General features: G+C 69.4%; 17 protein-coding genes. 6 read left to right on the top strand and 11 right to left on the bottom strand.

Annotated features, from left to right (window positions below; translation table 11 throughout):
- Nucleotides 1–109: 109 nt before the first annotated feature.
- From ABZX12_RS30420 to ABZX12_RS30405, 4 genes are all read right to left on the bottom strand, one after another.
- Nucleotides 110–937: a carbohydrate ABC transporter permease gene (locus ABZX12_RS30420; RefSeq protein WP_355698734.1), complete on the bottom strand. Its 828-nt coding sequence runs from the start codon at nucleotides 935–937 to the stop codon at nucleotides 110–112.
- Nucleotides 934–1,875, bottom strand: a complete 942-nt coding sequence (locus ABZX12_RS30415) for a sugar ABC transporter permease (protein ID WP_355698733.1) — start codon at nucleotides 1,873–1,875, stop codon at nucleotides 934–936. Before ABZX12_RS30415 ends, ABZX12_RS30420 begins: the two co-directional genes overlap by 4 nt.
- A gap of 22 nt (nucleotides 1,876–1,897) precedes the next feature.
- Entirely contained in the window at nucleotides 1,898–3,283 is a 1,386-nt protein-coding gene (locus ABZX12_RS30410; RefSeq protein ID WP_355698731.1) for an extracellular solute-binding protein, read from the bottom strand.
- Nucleotides 3,284–3,476: 193 nt separating this feature from the next.
- A complete protein-coding gene (locus ABZX12_RS30405) occupies nucleotides 3,477–4,478 on the bottom strand; it encodes a hypothetical protein (protein ID WP_355698729.1) in 1,002 nt (333 codons plus the stop codon).
- A 109-nt stretch (nucleotides 4,479–4,587) separates the two neighbouring features.
- Between ABZX12_RS30405 and ABZX12_RS30400 the strand changes: the two genes are divergently transcribed.
- The 4 genes from ABZX12_RS30400 to ABZX12_RS30385 all read left to right on the top strand — a co-directional run bounded on the left by ABZX12_RS30400 (nucleotide 4,588) and on the right by ABZX12_RS30385 (nucleotide 9,490).
- Nucleotides 4,588–5,184 carry a TetR/AcrR family transcriptional regulator gene (locus ABZX12_RS30400; RefSeq protein WP_355698727.1) on the top strand — a complete coding sequence of 199 codons (597 nt, stop codon included), beginning with the start codon at nucleotides 4,588–4,590 and terminating at the stop codon, nucleotides 5,182–5,184.
- 85 nt (nucleotides 5,185–5,269) lie between these two features.
- The gene (locus tag ABZX12_RS30395) at nucleotides 5,270–6,055 is read left to right on the top strand and encodes an ABC transporter ATP-binding protein (RefSeq protein WP_355698726.1); all 786 of its coding nucleotides are present in this window, start codon (nucleotides 5,270–5,272) and stop codon (nucleotides 6,053–6,055) included.
- Nucleotides 6,052–8,523: an FtsX-like permease family protein gene (locus ABZX12_RS30390; RefSeq protein ID WP_355698724.1), complete on the top strand. Its 2,472-nt coding sequence runs from the start codon at nucleotides 6,052–6,054 to the stop codon at nucleotides 8,521–8,523. The genes ABZX12_RS30395 and ABZX12_RS30390 overlap by 4 nt, the downstream gene beginning before the upstream one ends.
- A gap of 25 nt (nucleotides 8,524–8,548) precedes the next feature.
- Nucleotides 8,549–9,490 (top strand): aminoglycoside phosphotransferase family protein, encoded by a 942-nt coding sequence (locus ABZX12_RS30385; protein WP_355698722.1) that lies wholly within the window; start codon nucleotides 8,549–8,551, stop codon nucleotides 9,488–9,490.
- Here the strand turns inward: ABZX12_RS30385 and ABZX12_RS30380 are convergent.
- The 3 genes from ABZX12_RS30380 to ABZX12_RS30370 all read right to left on the bottom strand — a co-directional run bounded on the left by ABZX12_RS30380 (nucleotide 9,469) and on the right by ABZX12_RS30370 (nucleotide 11,673).
- Nucleotides 9,469–10,266, bottom strand: coding sequence for a methyltransferase (locus ABZX12_RS30380; RefSeq protein ID WP_355698720.1), 798 nt, complete (start codon nucleotides 10,264–10,266; stop codon nucleotides 9,469–9,471). The genes ABZX12_RS30385 and ABZX12_RS30380 overlap by 22 nt on opposite strands.
- 40 nt (nucleotides 10,267–10,306) lie before the next feature.
- Nucleotides 10,307–10,921: an NAD(P)H-dependent oxidoreductase gene (locus ABZX12_RS30375; protein WP_355698718.1), complete on the bottom strand. Its 615-nt coding sequence runs from the start codon at nucleotides 10,919–10,921 to the stop codon at nucleotides 10,307–10,309.
- 71 nt (nucleotides 10,922–10,992) lie between these two features.
- Nucleotides 10,993–11,673, bottom strand: coding sequence for a DedA family protein (locus ABZX12_RS30370; RefSeq protein WP_355698716.1), 681 nt, complete (start codon nucleotides 11,671–11,673; stop codon nucleotides 10,993–10,995).
- 142 nt (nucleotides 11,674–11,815) lie between these two features.
- Here ABZX12_RS30370 and ABZX12_RS30365 point away from each other — a divergent pair, with 142 nt between their 5' ends.
- On the top strand, nucleotides 11,816–12,553 hold the full coding sequence (locus ABZX12_RS30365) for a 6-phosphogluconolactonase (RefSeq protein ID WP_355698714.1): 738 nt from the start codon (nucleotides 11,816–11,818) through the stop codon (nucleotides 12,551–12,553).
- On the opposite strand, the gene ABZX12_RS30360 is transcribed toward ABZX12_RS30365, so the two are convergent.
- Entirely contained in the window at nucleotides 12,533–13,276 is a 744-nt protein-coding gene (locus tag ABZX12_RS30360) for an SDR family oxidoreductase (RefSeq protein WP_355698713.1), read from the bottom strand. The two genes, ABZX12_RS30365 and ABZX12_RS30360, sit on opposite strands and share 21 nt — an antisense overlap.
- Before the next feature lie 33 nt (nucleotides 13,277–13,309).
- On the opposite strand from ABZX12_RS30360, the gene ABZX12_RS30355 reads away from it, so the two are divergent.
- On the top strand, nucleotides 13,310–13,870 hold the full coding sequence (locus ABZX12_RS30355) for a TetR/AcrR family transcriptional regulator (RefSeq protein WP_355698711.1): 561 nt from the start codon (nucleotides 13,310–13,312) through the stop codon (nucleotides 13,868–13,870).
- 4 nt (nucleotides 13,871–13,874) lie between these two features.
- Here ABZX12_RS30355 and ABZX12_RS30350 read toward each other — a convergent pair whose 3' ends face one another.
- The 3 genes from ABZX12_RS30350 to ABZX12_RS30340 all read right to left on the bottom strand — a co-directional run bounded on the left by ABZX12_RS30350 (nucleotide 13,875) and on the right by ABZX12_RS30340 (nucleotide 15,775).
- Complete coding sequence (locus ABZX12_RS30350) at nucleotides 13,875–14,498, bottom strand: antibiotic biosynthesis monooxygenase (protein ID WP_355698709.1); 624 nt, start codon at nucleotides 14,496–14,498, stop codon at nucleotides 13,875–13,877.
- Nucleotides 14,499–14,609: 111 nt separating this feature from the next.
- Nucleotides 14,610–14,957, bottom strand: coding sequence for a VOC family protein (locus ABZX12_RS30345; protein WP_355698708.1), 348 nt, complete (start codon nucleotides 14,955–14,957; stop codon nucleotides 14,610–14,612).
- Nucleotides 14,958–14,959: 2 nt separating this feature from the next.
- On the bottom strand, nucleotides 14,960–15,775 hold the full coding sequence (locus ABZX12_RS30340) for a MerR family transcriptional regulator (protein WP_355698706.1): 816 nt from the start codon (nucleotides 15,773–15,775) through the stop codon (nucleotides 14,960–14,962).
- Nucleotides 15,776–15,825 lie beyond the last annotated feature (50 nt).

Here is a 15,825-nt window from a genome sequence, read left to right as displayed (position 1 = left end):
CCACCGCGCCGGCAGCGGCCGGGACCAACCACCTCAAACGCTGATGACACGCCACACCCACCGGCGAAGCCGGCCGACAAGACAGCCGCCGCGGAGCGGCGTCCTTTGGTCAGCCCTTGATGGCTCCGCCGAGGGCGAAGGCGCCGCCCAGTTTGCGGCTGAGGAGGAGGTAGAGGAGGAGGACGGGGGTGGTGTAGATGAGCGAGTACGCCGCGAGCTGGCCGTAGTTCGGTTCGCCGTACTGGCCGAAGAACGTGAAGATGCTGACCGACGCGGGCAGCCGTTCGGGGGACAGCAGCAGCATGAACGGGACGAAGAAGTTGCCCCACATGCCGATGAAGGTGAAGATCAGCACGACCGCGATCCCGGGCCACATCAGCGGCAGCACGATCGCCCACAGCGCGCGCATGTTGCCGGCGCCGTCGACCCAGGCAGCTTCCTCGAGAGACAGCGGTACGCCGTCCATGAACGTCTTCGTCAGCCAGATCGCGAAGGGCAACGCCGAAGTCGCCATAAACATGATCGTGCCGCCGATCGTGTCCACCAGGTTCAGCTGCACGAAGAGCCCGTAGACAGGCACCATCACCGCAGTGATCGGCAACCCCGTGCAGAACAGAACCGTCAGCAGGAAGGGCCGGTTGAAGCGCGTCTTGAACCGCGAGAGCGGGTACGCCGCGAGCACCGCGCACACCATCGTCAGCAGCGCCGCCCCACCGCACAGCACGACGCCGTTGAGCACCGGGCGGTACGTCGTGTTGGTGTTCAGCACCGCCTTGAAGTTCCCGAGCGTCGGGTGCGTCGGGAACTCGACGCGCAGGCCCGCGGTCCGGTTGATCGACGCGAACAGCACCCACAGCAGCGGGAGCACGAACAGCACACCGATGGCCAGCAGGATCAGGTTCGACGTGACCTTGCTGAGACGGTCGCGCGCAATCATGCGGCCTCCGAGTTGAGTCCACGCAGGTAGATCAGCGAGAAGATCGCGCCGATCGCCAGCATCACCAGCGCGATCGCGGTGCCGTAGCCGATCTGGGAGAAGCTGAACGCCTGCTCGTACATGTACAGCGGCAGCGTCTGGCTCTTGGTGCCGGGGCCGCCGCGGGTCATCGCGTAGATGAGGCCGAACACGCTCAGCGTCTGCAGCGTGATCAGCATCAGGTTGGTCATGATCGCGCGGGTGATCATCGGCAGCGTCACGAACGCCAGCCGCCGCCAGCCGCCCGCGCCGTCCATCTCCGCGGACTCCTCGATCTCCTTGGGGATCTCGCTCAGCGCGGCCGAGTACACCAGCATCGAGAACGCCGTACCGCGCCAGATGTTGGCCAGCGACACCGCGATGATCGGTGCCGCGTACAACCAGTCCTGCCCGGGCAGGCCGACCGCGTGCAGCATCACGTTGAGGGTGCCCTCGTCGTTGAAGAACGCGCTCAGCAGGTACGCCGCGACCACCTCGGGCAGCACCCACGCGCCGATCACCGCGGTGCCGACGAAGTTGCGGATCACCTTGGTGGACTTGCGCATCAGCAGCGCGAGACCGAGGCCGAGCGTGTTCTGACCGATGATCGCGGAGATCAGCGTGAACACCAGCGTCAGCCAGATCGCGTTCGTGAACGCGCCGCTGCCGAACGCCTTGCGGAAGTTGTCCAGCCCGACGAACTTGACGTTCGCGGCGCCGGTCCCGGTGAGCGCCATGTTCGTGAACGCGGCGTACACGCAGTAGATGATCGGACCGGCCAGGAAGACCAGCATCAGTCCGATGGCCGGCGACAGCGGCAGCATCTTGAGCAACTTGGCGGCCCGCGGCTTCCCGCTCCCCCCGGACGTCTTGCCGGAGGGAGTGGGAGCCGAGGCCGTGGGGGCGACAGTCGTCGTCACAGGGGAGATTCCTTCGCCCGGGCTACTGGCCCGAAGTCGTCTTGTCCTTGCCGACGATGCCTTCGACCGCTTCGTCGTAGTTCTTCGCGGCCTCGTCGATCGAGGACTGTCCGGTCATCACCGCCTCCATCGCGGTGATGATTTCGTTGGAGACCTTCGGGTACTCCGCGTACGCCGGGCGGTAGACGGTGACGGAGACCAGGTCGGTGAAGAACTGCGTGCTCTTGGACGAGCTCTTGTAGGTCGCGTCGGAGGCGACGTCCTTGCGGACCGCGATCTGCGCGCCCTCGGTCGCGTACTTGGCCGCGTTCTTCTGGGTCTGCAGGGTCTTGATCAGGTTCCAGGCCGCGTCCGGATTCTTCGACTTGGCCGGGATCGCCCAGGTCCAGCCGCCGGAGAGGCTGACCTTGCCCTTGCCGCCGCCGTCCTGGGTCGGCATCGCGGTCTGGCCGAGCACCTCGGACCACTGCGGCCACGGCTTCGCACCGGTCTTCTGCCAGTTGCCGTAGATCCAGGAGCCGTCCAGCGCGATCGCCAGTTTCCCGCCGGGCAGCAGTTCGGTGCCGACCTTGCTGCCCATGTTCGGGTCGAGCGCCTGCTTCGGCGACGGGCCGAGGCCCTCGGTGTAGACGGTCTTGATGAAGTTCAGCGAGTCCTTGAAGCCCTGGCTGCCGACGACCCACTTCTGCTGGTCGTTGTTGTACAGCGAGTCCTTGGTGCCGTACAGCAGCATCTCGAAGCCCTGCATCGCGGAGGCTTCACCCATCGGCTTGCCCGAGTAGACGTTCATCGGGATGACGCCGGGGACCTTCTGCTTGATGGTGCGGGCGGCACTGAGCACGTCGTCCCAGTTCTTCGGCTGCCAGTCGGCGGGCAGGCCGGCCTTGGCGAAGATCTGCTTGTTGTACCAGAGCGCGCGGGTGTCGGTACCGTCCGGTACGCCGTACGTCTTCCCGTCCAGCGCCTTGGCCGCACCCTTCGCGGTGTCCTCGAACTGGCCCCACTGATCCCACTTGTTGATGTAGTCGTCCAGTGGCTTCAGGTAGCCCGCGGTGATGTCGGAGTTGATCAGGAAGGTGTCCTCGTAGACCACGTCCGGCGCGGTGTTCGGCGACCGCATCATCAGCTGCAGCTTGGTGTAGTAGTCGTTCTCCGAAGCGACGATCGGCAGGATCTCGACCGTCGAGCCGGGGTTCGCGGCCTCGTACTCGGACTTCACGCCGGTGAGGAAGTTCTTCATCACCACGCCCGGACCCCACTGCTGGTACGCGATCTTGATGTGCGCCGGGCCGGAGCTCTGCGCACCGCCGGCGTCCGGCTGCTTGGTCGTCGACCCCTGGCTGCAGGCCGTGACCGCCAGCAGCAGCGCGCTCGCGACGGCTGCCACCTTGAAACGTTTCCTAGACATCATCAGGTCCACCTTCGGGCAATCGTTGTCATCCCGGTACCACGACCCAAACCCTGCGGGCTTTCCCGCGACCGTAGGAGTCCTGAACGGCCGAAGTCAATGCTTGACAGACAACGTTGTCGCCCCAAACGCACGGCACCACGGCGACCGGGACGTAACGATCCGGTCACCGCGGTGTCATACCCCTACTTTGTCAGGCTGCGACCGCCGGCGCCTCGTGGCGAGCGGGCACGGCGCGTCTCCGGGCACGGACCGAACCGACCCCGCACAGCAGCAGCCCGGCGAGCAGCCAGCACCCCAGTACGGCGAGTGGCCGCGCGGCCCCGGCGCCGTCGAAGAAGCTCACCGAGCGCAACGCCGTACCGGCCGCGCCGGGTGGCAGGAGCTGCCCGAGCGCGCCCCATCCGGTCGGCAGCATCTCGGGCGCGCTCGTCATCCCGGACAGCGGATTGCCGAGCAGCATCATCGTGGCGCCGCCGAGCGCGAGCCCCGCCGTACCGAGCAGCCACTCGAGGCCGAGCAGGGTGAGGCTGATCGCCGCGATCGACAGCGCGATCACACCCGCGTTGCCCAGGTAGCTGCCTTCGAGCGAACCGAGCCAGTACTGCAGTACGGCGGCCAGCGCGAGGCCACCCGTGACCGCGAAGGTGATCGCCCCGATCATCCGCTTCGCCCCGGACCGCACCAGCTGGGTGAGGGCGGCGGCCGCGATGATCCCGCCGAGCACGAGCGGCAACGCACCGGCGGCCAGACCGGCGCCGCGCGGGTCGTCCTTCGGCAGCGGCACGACGTCGGTCACCTTCGCGGGGTTCTCCGGCGACATCCGGGCGGACAGCTGGGTCAGCACCTGCGCGACGGCGGGTCCGCCCGCGGACGCGGTCAGCACCTCGGGCTGCGCCGCGTCCAGCACGATCGCGCCGTACGCCTCCCGGTCCTTGATCCGCTGCACCGCCGCCTGCCGGTCCGGTACGGCGGTGATCTCGAAGCCGTCGGGCATCGCCTGTCCGAGCGCGGTCTCGATCTGCTGGACCGCCGGCGCCGGACCGGACACCGCCAGCGGGACGTTGCGCGGCTCGGAGCGCGCGGCCGGCCATGCGAAGGCGATCAGGAACACGGTGAGGACCGCGGTCAGCAGCGTGATGACGGCGATCAGGGGCGGCCGGCGACGATCGGCCGCGTGCGCCTCAGTGGTCATGGCGGGTACTCCCTCGGGCAATAAAACCGAATGATCGTTCTTTATGACTCCGAGCCTGGCAACGGCCCGGCGACTTGTCAAGAACGGACATTCGTTTTATGTTGCGGACGTGCCCAAGGTCACCGAGGAACACCGCCTGGCGCGCCGCGCGCAGATCGTCGCGGCGGCCCGCACCTGCGTGATCGAGGAGGGCTTCCACAAGACGACGATGGCCGACGTGATCCGCGAGTCCGGGCTGTCCGCGGGCGCCGTCTACGGCTACTTCAAGAGCAAGGAAGAGATCGTCGCGGCGATCGCCGAGGACGCGCTCAGCACGATCGACGAGCTGTTCCAGAAGATCCTGGCCACGGAGCAGGCCGTCACACCGCTGATGGCTCTCGAAGCGGCGATCAACCACGTCGTGGCGGTTGCCGAAAGGCCGGGGGGCGACGTCACCCGGGTCGCGATCCAGGCCTGGGCCGAGGCCCTGCGGAACCCGGCGATCATGGCCACCGCCTGCGACAAGTACACCGTGCTCCGCAGGAACTTCGAGGCGGTCGCCCGCCGGGCCCAGGCCGACGGCACCGTCGACCCCGACGTCGCACCCGAGTACATCGCCCAGGTTCTGCTCGCCCTGATCCCCGGTTTCGTCCTGCAACGGCTGATCATCGGGGACGTGACGCCCAGCACCTACCTCGCCGGAGCACGGGCCCTGTTCCGTTCCTAGAGGGCCTGGGGGTGGACTTTCGTCCACCCCCGTCGTCGGTTCAGCACCATGGGGCGCGGCGCCGTCGCTCCGTAGCGTCGACGGCATGAAGAAGAGGACGCAGGAAGCAGTCGACGGGGCCGGATACTCGGTCGTCCTGCAGGATGTACGACGGGTCTACGGCCGTGGCGGGAACACCGTCACCGCCCTCGACGGGATCTCGATGAAATTCGCCCCCGGCACCTTCACGGCGGTGATGGGCCCGTCCGGGTCGGGCAAGAGCACCTTCCTGCACTGTGCCGCTGGGCTCGACCGGCCGACGTCCGGCAGCGTGTCCATCGACGGGCAGCCGCTCGCGGGCCTGAGCGAGCGCAGGCTGACCGAGCTGCGGCGGGAGCGGATCGGGTTCGTGTTCCAGTCCTTCAACCTGCTGCCCGCGCTGACGGTCTGGCAGAACGTCTGCCTGCCGCAGGAGCTCGACGGGCGCCGGCCGAACAAGGCCGCCGTACGGCAGGTCCTGGACCGCGTCGGCCTCGGCGACCGGCACAAGCACCGCCCGGGCGAACTGTCCGGCGGCCAGCAGCAGCGGGTCGCGATCGCCCGCGCGCTCGTCGCCCGCCCCGCGGTGATCTTCGCCGACGAGCCGACCGGTGCACTCGACACCCAGACCGCTGCCGACGTCCTCGAGCTGCTCCGCGAGCCCGTACGTTCCCAGGGCCAGACGGTCGTGATGGTCACGCACGACCCGGTCGCCGCGTCGTACGCCGACCAGGTGGTCTTCCTCGCCGACGGTGCGCTGGCCGGCAGCCTGACCTCGCCGACCGCCGAAGCGGTCGCCGACCGGATGACGCACCTGGGTGCGCGATCCAACCTGCAGGCGGTGGCGGGATGATGCGCCTCGCCGTCCGCACCTTGCGGCACCGCAAGAGCGGATTCATCGCGACGTTCGTCGCGGTCGTCTTCGGTACGGCGATCGTGATGGCGTGCGGCGGCCTGATGGAGACCGGCATCCGCTCCAACGTCGAGCCCGCCCGGCTGGCCGCGACCTCCCTGGTCGTCACCGGCAACCAGTCCCACCACCGCCCCGGAGTCGAAGACCCCACGCCCCTGTCGGAACGCGTCGGCGTCCCGGCCGATCTGCTCGCCGAGCTCCGCTCCGTCCAAGGCGTCGAGTCGGCCGTCGGCGACTACACGTTCACAGCAATCAGTCCGACAGCTGCGGCTCGTGAGGGTCACAACTGGTCGAGCGCGGCCCTGGCGCCCTACCGCCTCAGCACCGGGCGTGCGCCGCAGTCCGGGCAGGTAGTTGTTGCCTCCGGCAAAGTAGGCGAGCGGCTCACGCTGATGATCAACGGCGAGCCGAAGACCTTCGCGATCAGCGGCATCGCCCCCCAAGCATCCGGCCATGCGTTCTTCTCCGACAGCGACGCCGCCGAACTCGTCCGCAACCCGGACCGCTTCGCCGACGTCGGCATCCTGACGACTCCCGGCGCCGACCTCGACGCGGTGAAGAAGCAGTTGGAAGACGTCGACCCGGGCCTGACCGTCCGCGCCGGCGTCGACCGCGGCCTGGCCGAGCACCCGGACGCCGAGTCCCGCCGTACGGCGTTGATCGCGGTCGCCGGCTCGTTCGGCGGTATCGCGACGATGACGATGATGTTCGTGGTCGCGTCCACGCTGGCGCTCGCCGCTCAGCACCGCGAGCGTGAGTTCGCGCTGCTCCGCGGCATCGGCACGACGCCCGGCCAGGTGCGGCGGATGATAATCGGCGAGGCCTTGATGGTGTCGCTGCCGGCCGTCGTCCTGGGATGCGTGCCAGGGGTCTTCCTCGGCCGGTTCCTCTTCGACCAGCTCAGCTCGCACGGCGTCGCGTCGCCGGTGATCGAGTTCGCCCAGGGCTGGATCCCGTTCGCGGCCGGTGCCGGCGCGGCGGTGCTCGCGGCGATCGGCGCCGCGCTGATCGCGGCGCGCAAATCGGCGAAGATCAAGCCGGTCGAGGCGCTCGTCGAAGCCTCGTTGCAGCGGAAGTGGTTCAGCTGGGTCCGGTTGCTGTTCGGCCTGCTGTTCCTCGGCGGTGGCCTGGCGCTGCTGATCGTCACCGCGACCGTGATGACCGGCCCGCTCGCGGCCTCGACCGCCGGACCGTCGATCCTGTGCTGGGCAATCGGTGTCGCGCTGCTCGGCCCGTTCTGGACCAAGCTGGTGCTGGGCATCTGGCGCTGGCCGGTCCAGGCGCTGACCCGGGTGAGCGGCCGGCTCGCGATCCTCAACCTGTCCGCGCGCTCGGTGGCGTTGTCCGCCGCAGCGATGCCGGTGATGCTTGCCGTCGGCATCTCGACCGCCAACCTGTACATGCAGACCACACAGGTCCACGCTTCTTCCGAGGCATTCACGCGGGACCTGCGAGCCGATGCCGTACTGGTCTCGGACGCGGGCCTCTCGCCGAGGCTGGTCTCCGAGGTGCGAGCGGTGCCCGGCGTGGCGAGTGCGTCGGCGTTCGTCCGGAGCATGGGCGCGGTCGACGACCCGCGGAAGGCTCCGTTCGACGAGGACGGCGCGCCGGTGATCGGCGTGGACGCGCAGGGCGCGAACGGTACGGCGCCGGTGCGGCTGACGAGCGGATCGCTCGGGGGGCTGACCGGGTCGACCGCGGCGATCCCGGAGTACATGGCTGCCAAGACCGGTCGTGGCGTCGGTTCCGAGATCACGATGACCTTGGGCGACGGCACCACTGTGAAGCTGCGGGTGGTCGCGACGTTCGCGGCCGAGCGTGGGTACGAGTCGATCATCCTGCCCGCGTCCCTGGTTGCCGCCCACACGACCGACGGTCTGACCAAGCAGGTCCTGGTCCGCGCCGAGCCCGGTGCCGACGTACGGCCGGCTCTGACCAAGCTCGCTGCCGCCCACCCGGGTGTCCAGGTCGCCGACCGCAGCACACTGGTCGCCGCGAACGTCGAGGATCTGCAGACGCAGGCGTGGATCAACTACATGCTGGTCGGCATGCTGATCGCGTACACCGCGGTCTCGGTCGTCAACACGCTGGTGTCCACCACGCTGCGCCGGCGCCGCGAGTTCGCCCTGCAACGGCTGACCGGCTCGACCCGCTTCCAGGTCCTCCGCATGCTCACCACCGAAAGCACGCTGGTCACCCTCACAGGCATCACGCTCGGCACCGCCGTCGCGCTCGCCTGCCTCCTCCCCTTCTCCGCCAAGGTCGCGAACGACGCCGTCCCGACGGGCCCGCTCTGGATCTACCTGGTGATCGTCGGAGCAGCCGCCGCACTCACTTTCGGCTCCACCCTCATCCCCGCAACCGCAACCCTCCGCCACGCCCCCACCCAACCCACCCACAACGACTGAGCCGGCGGGGTGGTGGGATGAAGGTATGCGGTGGTTGGACGAGTGTTCGCCGGGCGCGGTCGCGGACGCGTTGCGCGTCGTGGCCCCGGAGTTGGGCGGGCTGGAGGTCGCCGTACGGGAGACGCTCCCCGAGCAGGATCCGCAATGGTGGGCCGGCAGCGCGGTGGTCGGGGAGCGCTTCGTCGTGAAGTTCGCCTGGTCGGAGCCCGCGGCGCTGCGGTTGGCGCACGAGATCACCATCCTCGCAGCGTTGGCGCAGGCGCCTGGCGTTCGGTTTCTGCCGGAGGTTGTGGTCTGCAGTACTGACCCAATGATGCTGGTGACCGAGCGCGTTTCTGGTGCGGCGCTGTTCGAGGTCGTCGGCTCGATCGACCGGGATCGCGCTGGTCGGCAGTTGGCGGGGTTTCTCGCTGTGCTGCATCGTGCTGACACGCTCGAACGTGTGGATTACCTGACCGGCGGTCTGCAGCCGGCGCTGATGCCGCCTGCAACCACGCGGGCGATCCGCGACGGGATCGGGCCATGGATTCGGCCGGATCAGGTCGGGTCCGTGATGCGATGGTGCGACTGGGCCGACGAGGTGCTCGCCCGGCCGGCACCGCCGGTACTTGTTCACGGCGACCTGCACGGCGGTAATCAGGTCTGGAAGGGCTCCGAGCTGCAGGTGATCGTTGACTTCGAAACCGTGGGAACCGCCGACGCGGAGTACGACCTGCGCGCGTTCCCCGGGACCGGACCAGGGGTCGAACTGTTGCAAGCCACCTCCCGCCACTACGAGCAGCTCGCCGGGCGCCGCCTGTCGCCGGAGCGAGTCATGGCGTGGCACCTGCGCACAGCCCTCGGCGACGCGCTGTGGCGTAGCGAGGCCGGCGTACCGCTGCCGGATCACCGCACGCCGACCGCCTGGGTCGACGACTTGACCGCCCGCTTCGACGCCCTCGGCATTTATCCCGCGCTGGGGCGATGAGCTCGACACGTCAGCAACAACGGCAGCGGATCACCCGGCAGCCGCCACAACCCGTCAGAGTCCTGCACCATCGCTGGACTCCGCTGCCGCAGGTCCACCGGCAGCTCGTCGAGGCGGTCGATGTGCAGGCCGGCGCTCGCCAGTGCGTTCACCAATCCGCTGACCGTCCAGGGCCAGGTGCTCTGCACGTGTTCCGGCACGTCCTGCCCGGTGTAGCTGGTCGTCACCTCACGATCCACGGCGCCGGTGCGGAAGTACGACGTACGCACCCGAAGGTCCTCGTCCACCATCGCCTGCAGCGGATGGAACTCCGCCAGGAAGACCGTCCCGCCCGGGCGCAGCATCCGTGCCACCACTCGCGCGAACTCGTCCAGATCGGGCAGCCACACCAGCACGCCGTACGTCGCCACCACCACGTCGTACGACGCCGGCTCCAGTACGTCGGCCACGTCGTACACGTCCGCCTGCACGAACCGCGCCGCCAACCCGACCTCGTCGGCCAACCGCCGCGCGGCGTCGACCGCTGCCGCGGAGAAGTCCACGCCGGTGACGTCGGCGCCCAGCCGCGCCCACGACAGCGTGTCCAGCCCGAAGTGACACATCAGGTGCAGCAGCCGCCGACCGCGGACGTCGCCGACCGCCTCGACCTCGAACGGCCGCAGCGAACTGCCACCCGTCCGGAACCCGTCGACGTCGTAGAACCGGGACGACACGTGTGCCGCGGCCCGCAGGTCCCAGGCGTGCCGGTTCTGCTCGATCCGCGCCCGCTCCTCCATGAGCCGACGATAGATCCCGGCGCTGCCGGCCCGCGCCGGTTTATCTTGCAGGCGTCGGCTCGGCGACCGGCTGGAGGGCGATCGTGGTGGCCTGGATGATGCCGGCGTTGGCGCGGATCCAGCCGGACAGGACGACCTGCAGGTCCTCCAGATCGCGCTCTTCCAGAAGCACGCCCGGCACCGGGACGCTCGCGCCCAGCTCCGCCAGCACCGGCCGCAGATGCTGGTCGGCGAGCAGCTTGTGGCTCGGCGCGGCCGCCACCGTCACCGGGACGACCACGGAGCCCGCCAGCGCCGAAGGACGCAGCACGTCGAGGAAGCTCTTCAGCAGGCCGGTGTAGCTGCCCTTGTAGACCGGTGTCGCGACGACGATCACCGACGCCGACGACACGAGCTCGATCGCGGCCTCCAGCGCGGACTGCGTCTCGGCGCCCGCCTGGTCACCCTGGAAGATCGCCGGCGCCAGCGTCACCAGGTCGATCAGCTCGTCGATCCGGTACGGCGTCCCGAGCTCGGAGGCGAGCAGCTCCGCGACGGACGCCGCGGCGGCCGCGGTCCGTGATCCGGCGCGCGGGTTGCCGACCACCGTGACCACCGACTGCGGCCAGACCGGTGGTTCCGGCGCGACCTTCGACTCGAACGCGACTGACGGCATCTGACCCATCTCCCGGAACCTCGGCGGCAACTGTGCAGCAACTGCCTCGAGAGTAGTCAAAGTGGAGCTGCCTACTGGACTTTCTCAGCATCCGAATGCCTGGCCCGGAGCTGGACCACGACGAACCACCCGACCGCCGCCAGCGCGGCCACGATCACCAACTTCTGGAACACGCCGACCGACGACTCCACCAGATGCCACCGCTCGCCGAGCTGATACCCGGCCAGGATCAGCAACGAGTTCCACACCAGGCTGCCGATCGCGGTCAGCGGCAGGAACAGCACGACCCGCATCCGCTCGACGCCGGCCGGCACCGAGATCAGGCTGCGCACCACCGGAACCAGCCGCCCGATCAGCACCGCCTTGGGCCCGTGCCGGAGGAACCACTCCTCGGCCTTGTCGACGTCGCGCACCTTCACCAGCGGCAGCTTCCCGGCGAGCGCCCGCATCCGGTCGCGGCCCAGCACGGCACCCACGCCGTACAGCGCGAGCGCGCCGATCACCGATCCGAGCGTGGTGCAGACGATCGCGGCGACCAGGCCGAAGTCACCGCGCGCCGCCGCGAACCCGGCCAGCGGCAGGATCACCTCGCTCGGCAACGGCGGAAACAGGTTCTCCAGCGCGACCGCGACCCCCGCTCCCGCCGGGCCCAGCCGCTCCATGAGATCGATCGCCCACCCGGCCACCCCACCGGTCGGTTCCTGCGTCGCCTGCAGCGCGGCCATCATCACCTGATTCGTCGTCGTCAGCATGCGGACGACGCTAGATCCATGGACACTGTCCACACACTGGAGCCAGCCGCCGTCTTCGGGTCTGGTCATCCACCGTACCGACCGGTGGAAAACCCCCGGTTGTGCGAGGCTTTCCCCAGCACACACGCCGCCGGGAGGGTCCATGACAGTCGAGCACGCTCCGCGCATCAGCACGCACCCGAGCCGCGAGCAGCTCGGCCGCGCTGCCGCGACCGCCGCCGCCGGGCAGATCCTGAAGGCGATCGCGGCCGGCGGGCGGGCCCGGATCATGCTCGCAGCCGCCCCCAGCCAGACCGCCACGCTGACCGCGCTCGCGGCCGAACCGGGCCTCGACTGGAGCCGGGTCGAGTGTTTTCACATGGACGAGTACGTCGGGCTGGATCCCGCCGCACCGCAGTCGTTCCGGAACTGGCTACGCCGGAACTTCCTCGACAAGGTGCCACAGGCAACGTTCCGCCCACTGGATCCCGAGGACGGCCCGGACCCCTACGCGAAGCTGATGGGCGACGAGCCGTTCGATCTCGTCCTGTTCGGCCTCGGCGTCAACGGGCATCTGGCGTTCAACGACCCGCCCGCCGACTTCAGCGCTGCCGAGGCGGTCCGGCTGGTCGCACTGGACGAGACCAGCCGCAAGCAGCAGGTCGACGAGGGCAATTTCCCCGGCATGGACGACGTACCGACCCACGCGATCACCGTCACCATCCCCCGCCTGCTGAACGCCCGCGCGCTGATCGGATCCGTCCCCGGAGCAGTCAAGCGCCAGGCCGTCCACGACACCCTCACGCAGCCGATCGGCCCGGACCATCCCGGTACGGCGCTACGCACCCACCCCGGCGTACAGCTCTTCCTCGACAGCGAATCAGCCGACCCCGAGGTGTAGCCCGCCGGAAGCGTCCACGACCTGCCCGGTGATCCATCGCGCGGCAGGCGAGGCGAGGAACGCGACCACCTCGGCGACATCGTCACCACCGCCCAGCCGGCCGAGCGCCGTCCGGGCGACGATCAGCTCGGTCAGCCCGGGCGCCTCGAAGAACGCCCCGTTCGCCTCGGTCCGGGTCGCACCGGGCGCGACGGCGTTCACCGTGATCCCTCGCGCGCCCAACTGCTGCGCCAACGTGCGCGTCATCGTCTCGAGCGCACCCTTGGTCATCGCGAACGACGTCTGCGCCGGGTTCGCCATCCGGGTCGCGACCGACGAGATCGACACGATCCGGCCCTCGTCCGACAGCACCGGCAGCAAGCGCTGGATCAGGAAGTACGGCGCCCGCACGTTCACCGCCATCAACCGGTCGAAAGCCGCCTCCGTGTCCGTGCCGATCGGACCCGCGGGCGGTGCCGCCGCGTTGTTCACGAGCACGTCCAGCCGCCGACCCGCCAGCCCCGCGGTCAACTGATCGACGACGCCGTCGGTGTCCCCAGGCACGCCGAGCTCGGCGCCGATCACGAACCCGCGCCCGCCGATCCGCTCCAGCGTCTCCTCCGCACCGGCCTTGTCCTGGTGGAAGTGCACGGCCACCTCGGCTCCCGCCGCGGCCAGCCGCTCAGCGATCGCTCGCCCGATGCCGCGCGAGGCCCCGGTCACCAACGCCACCCTGTCGTTCATGTTAGAAACTATCATGTTGTTAGTATCTACCACATGAGCTTGAGGGACCGCCAGCGTGCCGACACCCGGCAACGCATCCAGCGGCAGGCGCTGCGCCTGTTCACCGACCGCGGGTACGACGCGACCACGGTGAACGGCGTCGCCGCCGCGGCCGGCGTCTCGGCGATGACGGTCTACCGGAACTTCCCCACCAAGGAAGACCTGGTCCTGTACGACGACTTCGACCAGTTGACCGCCGCCACGATCGCGGAACTCCCGGCCACCGGTTCACTCACCGACCGCATCGGCCGCACCGTCGTGACCATCCTCGACCTGGTGGCCACCACCGAGCACGACCTGCTGCTCGCACGCCTCCGGCTGATGATCTCGACCCCGGCGCTCCAGGCCCGTCACCTGGACAGTCAGTTCCGCCTGCAGGAGGCGTTCGTGAACGCGATCGGTCCCAGCCAGGAGTACGGCGCCCGCGCGGCCGCGAGCGCCGTACTCGGAGTGACTCATACCGCCTTGCTGCGCTGGGCCGCCGACGACGGCGAGCCCGACCTGGCGGACCTGTTCCGGGAGGCGTTCACCGCCACCTTCGGTCACGCTCCCTGAGCGGTCAGGTCATCTCGGGCACCCGTAAGTGCGCGATGGCGAGCTCGAACTCGCGGACGTCCAGGACTTCCGCGCCGGCGTCCTTGGAGGTCGAGGCACGCATCGAGGCGGCGGCCTCCCGGTTGCTGTCCATCGCCTCCTGACTGTCGTACGTCACCGAGGACACCCCATGGCCGGAGGCCCGATCGACCAGCAGGCTCGCGCTGCAGAACCCGGCCAGGTCCTCGAGCCGCGGCAGTGAGGCCAGCTTGTAGACGTCGATCGCCCGATCCATCGTCGCCGGGTCGATCTTCACCCAGGTCGCCCGGACGCACGCGCCGGCGGAGGACCGGTGGTCACGGTGCAGTACGGCGATCTCCCACTCCTGCACCTGCGGACCCGACCCGCCCATGGTCTCCGCGATCCGCTCGCGGACCGGCCGGAGCGCTTCGTCGGAGGCCCGCATCGCCTCCTCCGACTGCCAGGCGCTGGTCGCGATGCACCGGCCGGACTCCCGGTCGACGATCATGGACAGGCCGATGCAGCCGTCCATGTCCATGAGCATCGGCATCACTTCGTCGCGCACCTGCGCGATGCCGGCATCGACCGACGCCGGCGCGGCATTGATCGTGGTGGAACGCGCGTACACGATCCACCCCCCTTACGCTCAGGGCAGCGCCCCGGCGGCGCCGCCGGACACTTCTCACCCTCCTCCCCGGGCGGCGACCTGGCAATCCCCCCGACCAGGGCCGGACCGGGCCTAGTGTTCGGCGACGTCGAAGACGTTGCCCTCCGGGTCGGCGAGCGTGATCCAGTGCACGCCGTACTCGTTGTGCTCGTCGACGCGCTTGGCGCCCAGGCCGACGAGGCGGTCGACCTCGGCGGCCCAGTCGGTCGCGGCCAGGTCGACGTGCAGGCGGTTCTTGCCGTTGCGCGGCTCCGGGACCTGCAGGAACATCAGCGTCGGCCCGGAGGCCTCCCGGTTCACGGTCGCGAAGAACTCGTTGCCGTCCGCATCGACGTCGGTCGAGAACACACCCGCCCAGAAGCCGGCCAGCGCGGCGGCGTCGGCACAGTCGAAGGCGATGCTCTCAAGAGAAATGGACATGCTCAGCCTTTCAGTACTGGGATCCGCTGGATCGGCCAGCAGACCTCGGTTCGGTAGTCGGCCGGATCGGGGACGTCCCCCGGGCCGATGGGATAGAGCTCACGGATCGGGCCGGGCGCGATCTCGCAGTACTCCGCGACGTGGCTGCCGAGCGCGCCGTACGTCCGGTCGAAGTCGGTCATGTGGCCGGCGTGCACGGCGATCGCGAAATACCCGCCGGGGAGGTCGACGAGATCCACCCCGTCGGCCGGAGCCTGGTCGAGCGCGACCGGCAGGAACGCGGTCACCTGGCCGGCGTCCTCGGTGAAGAACTCGTCGGAGTACGTCGCTCCCGACGTCGCCCGGATGCCGGCGCCGACGGCGTCGAGCCGGCCGAAGGCGAACTCGCACCACGGCCCGATCTCGTCCCGCACCACGTGCCCGGTCACGCCGTACGCCCGGAACGGCGGGATGAACCGGTACTGCACGTCGAGGATCGGTCGACCGGGCGTGAGCAGCTGACGCAGCGACGTGACGACCTCGCGGGTGTGCGCGAGCTCCTGCTCCATCCGCTCGAGATGGGCACGCAGCGTCTCCTCGCGCGCCGCCCCGTCGGACGCCTCGACCACCGCCCGGACATCCGGGAGCGGCATCCGCAGCTCCCGCAGCCGCCGGATCAGCAGCGCGGTGTCGACCTGGTCCGTCCCGTAGCGCCGGTAGCCCGACGACGCGTCGATGGAGACCGGCGCGAGCAGGCCGATGTCGTGGTAGTGGTGCAGGGTCTTCACACTCAGATGCGTCAGGCGGGAGAACTCCCCCACCGTCACCGTCGCCGTCATGCCCCAAGCTTCCACCCTCCGGTAACCGGAGGGTCAAACGACGGACGCCC

Source organism: Kribbella sp. NPDC003505 (genome assembly GCF_040610875.1).
Classification (GTDB): Bacteria; Actinomycetota; Actinomycetes; order Propionibacteriales; family Kribbellaceae; genus Kribbella.
Note: the sequence above shows the minus strand (reverse complement) of the source record. Positions and strands in the feature narration are given on the sequence as shown.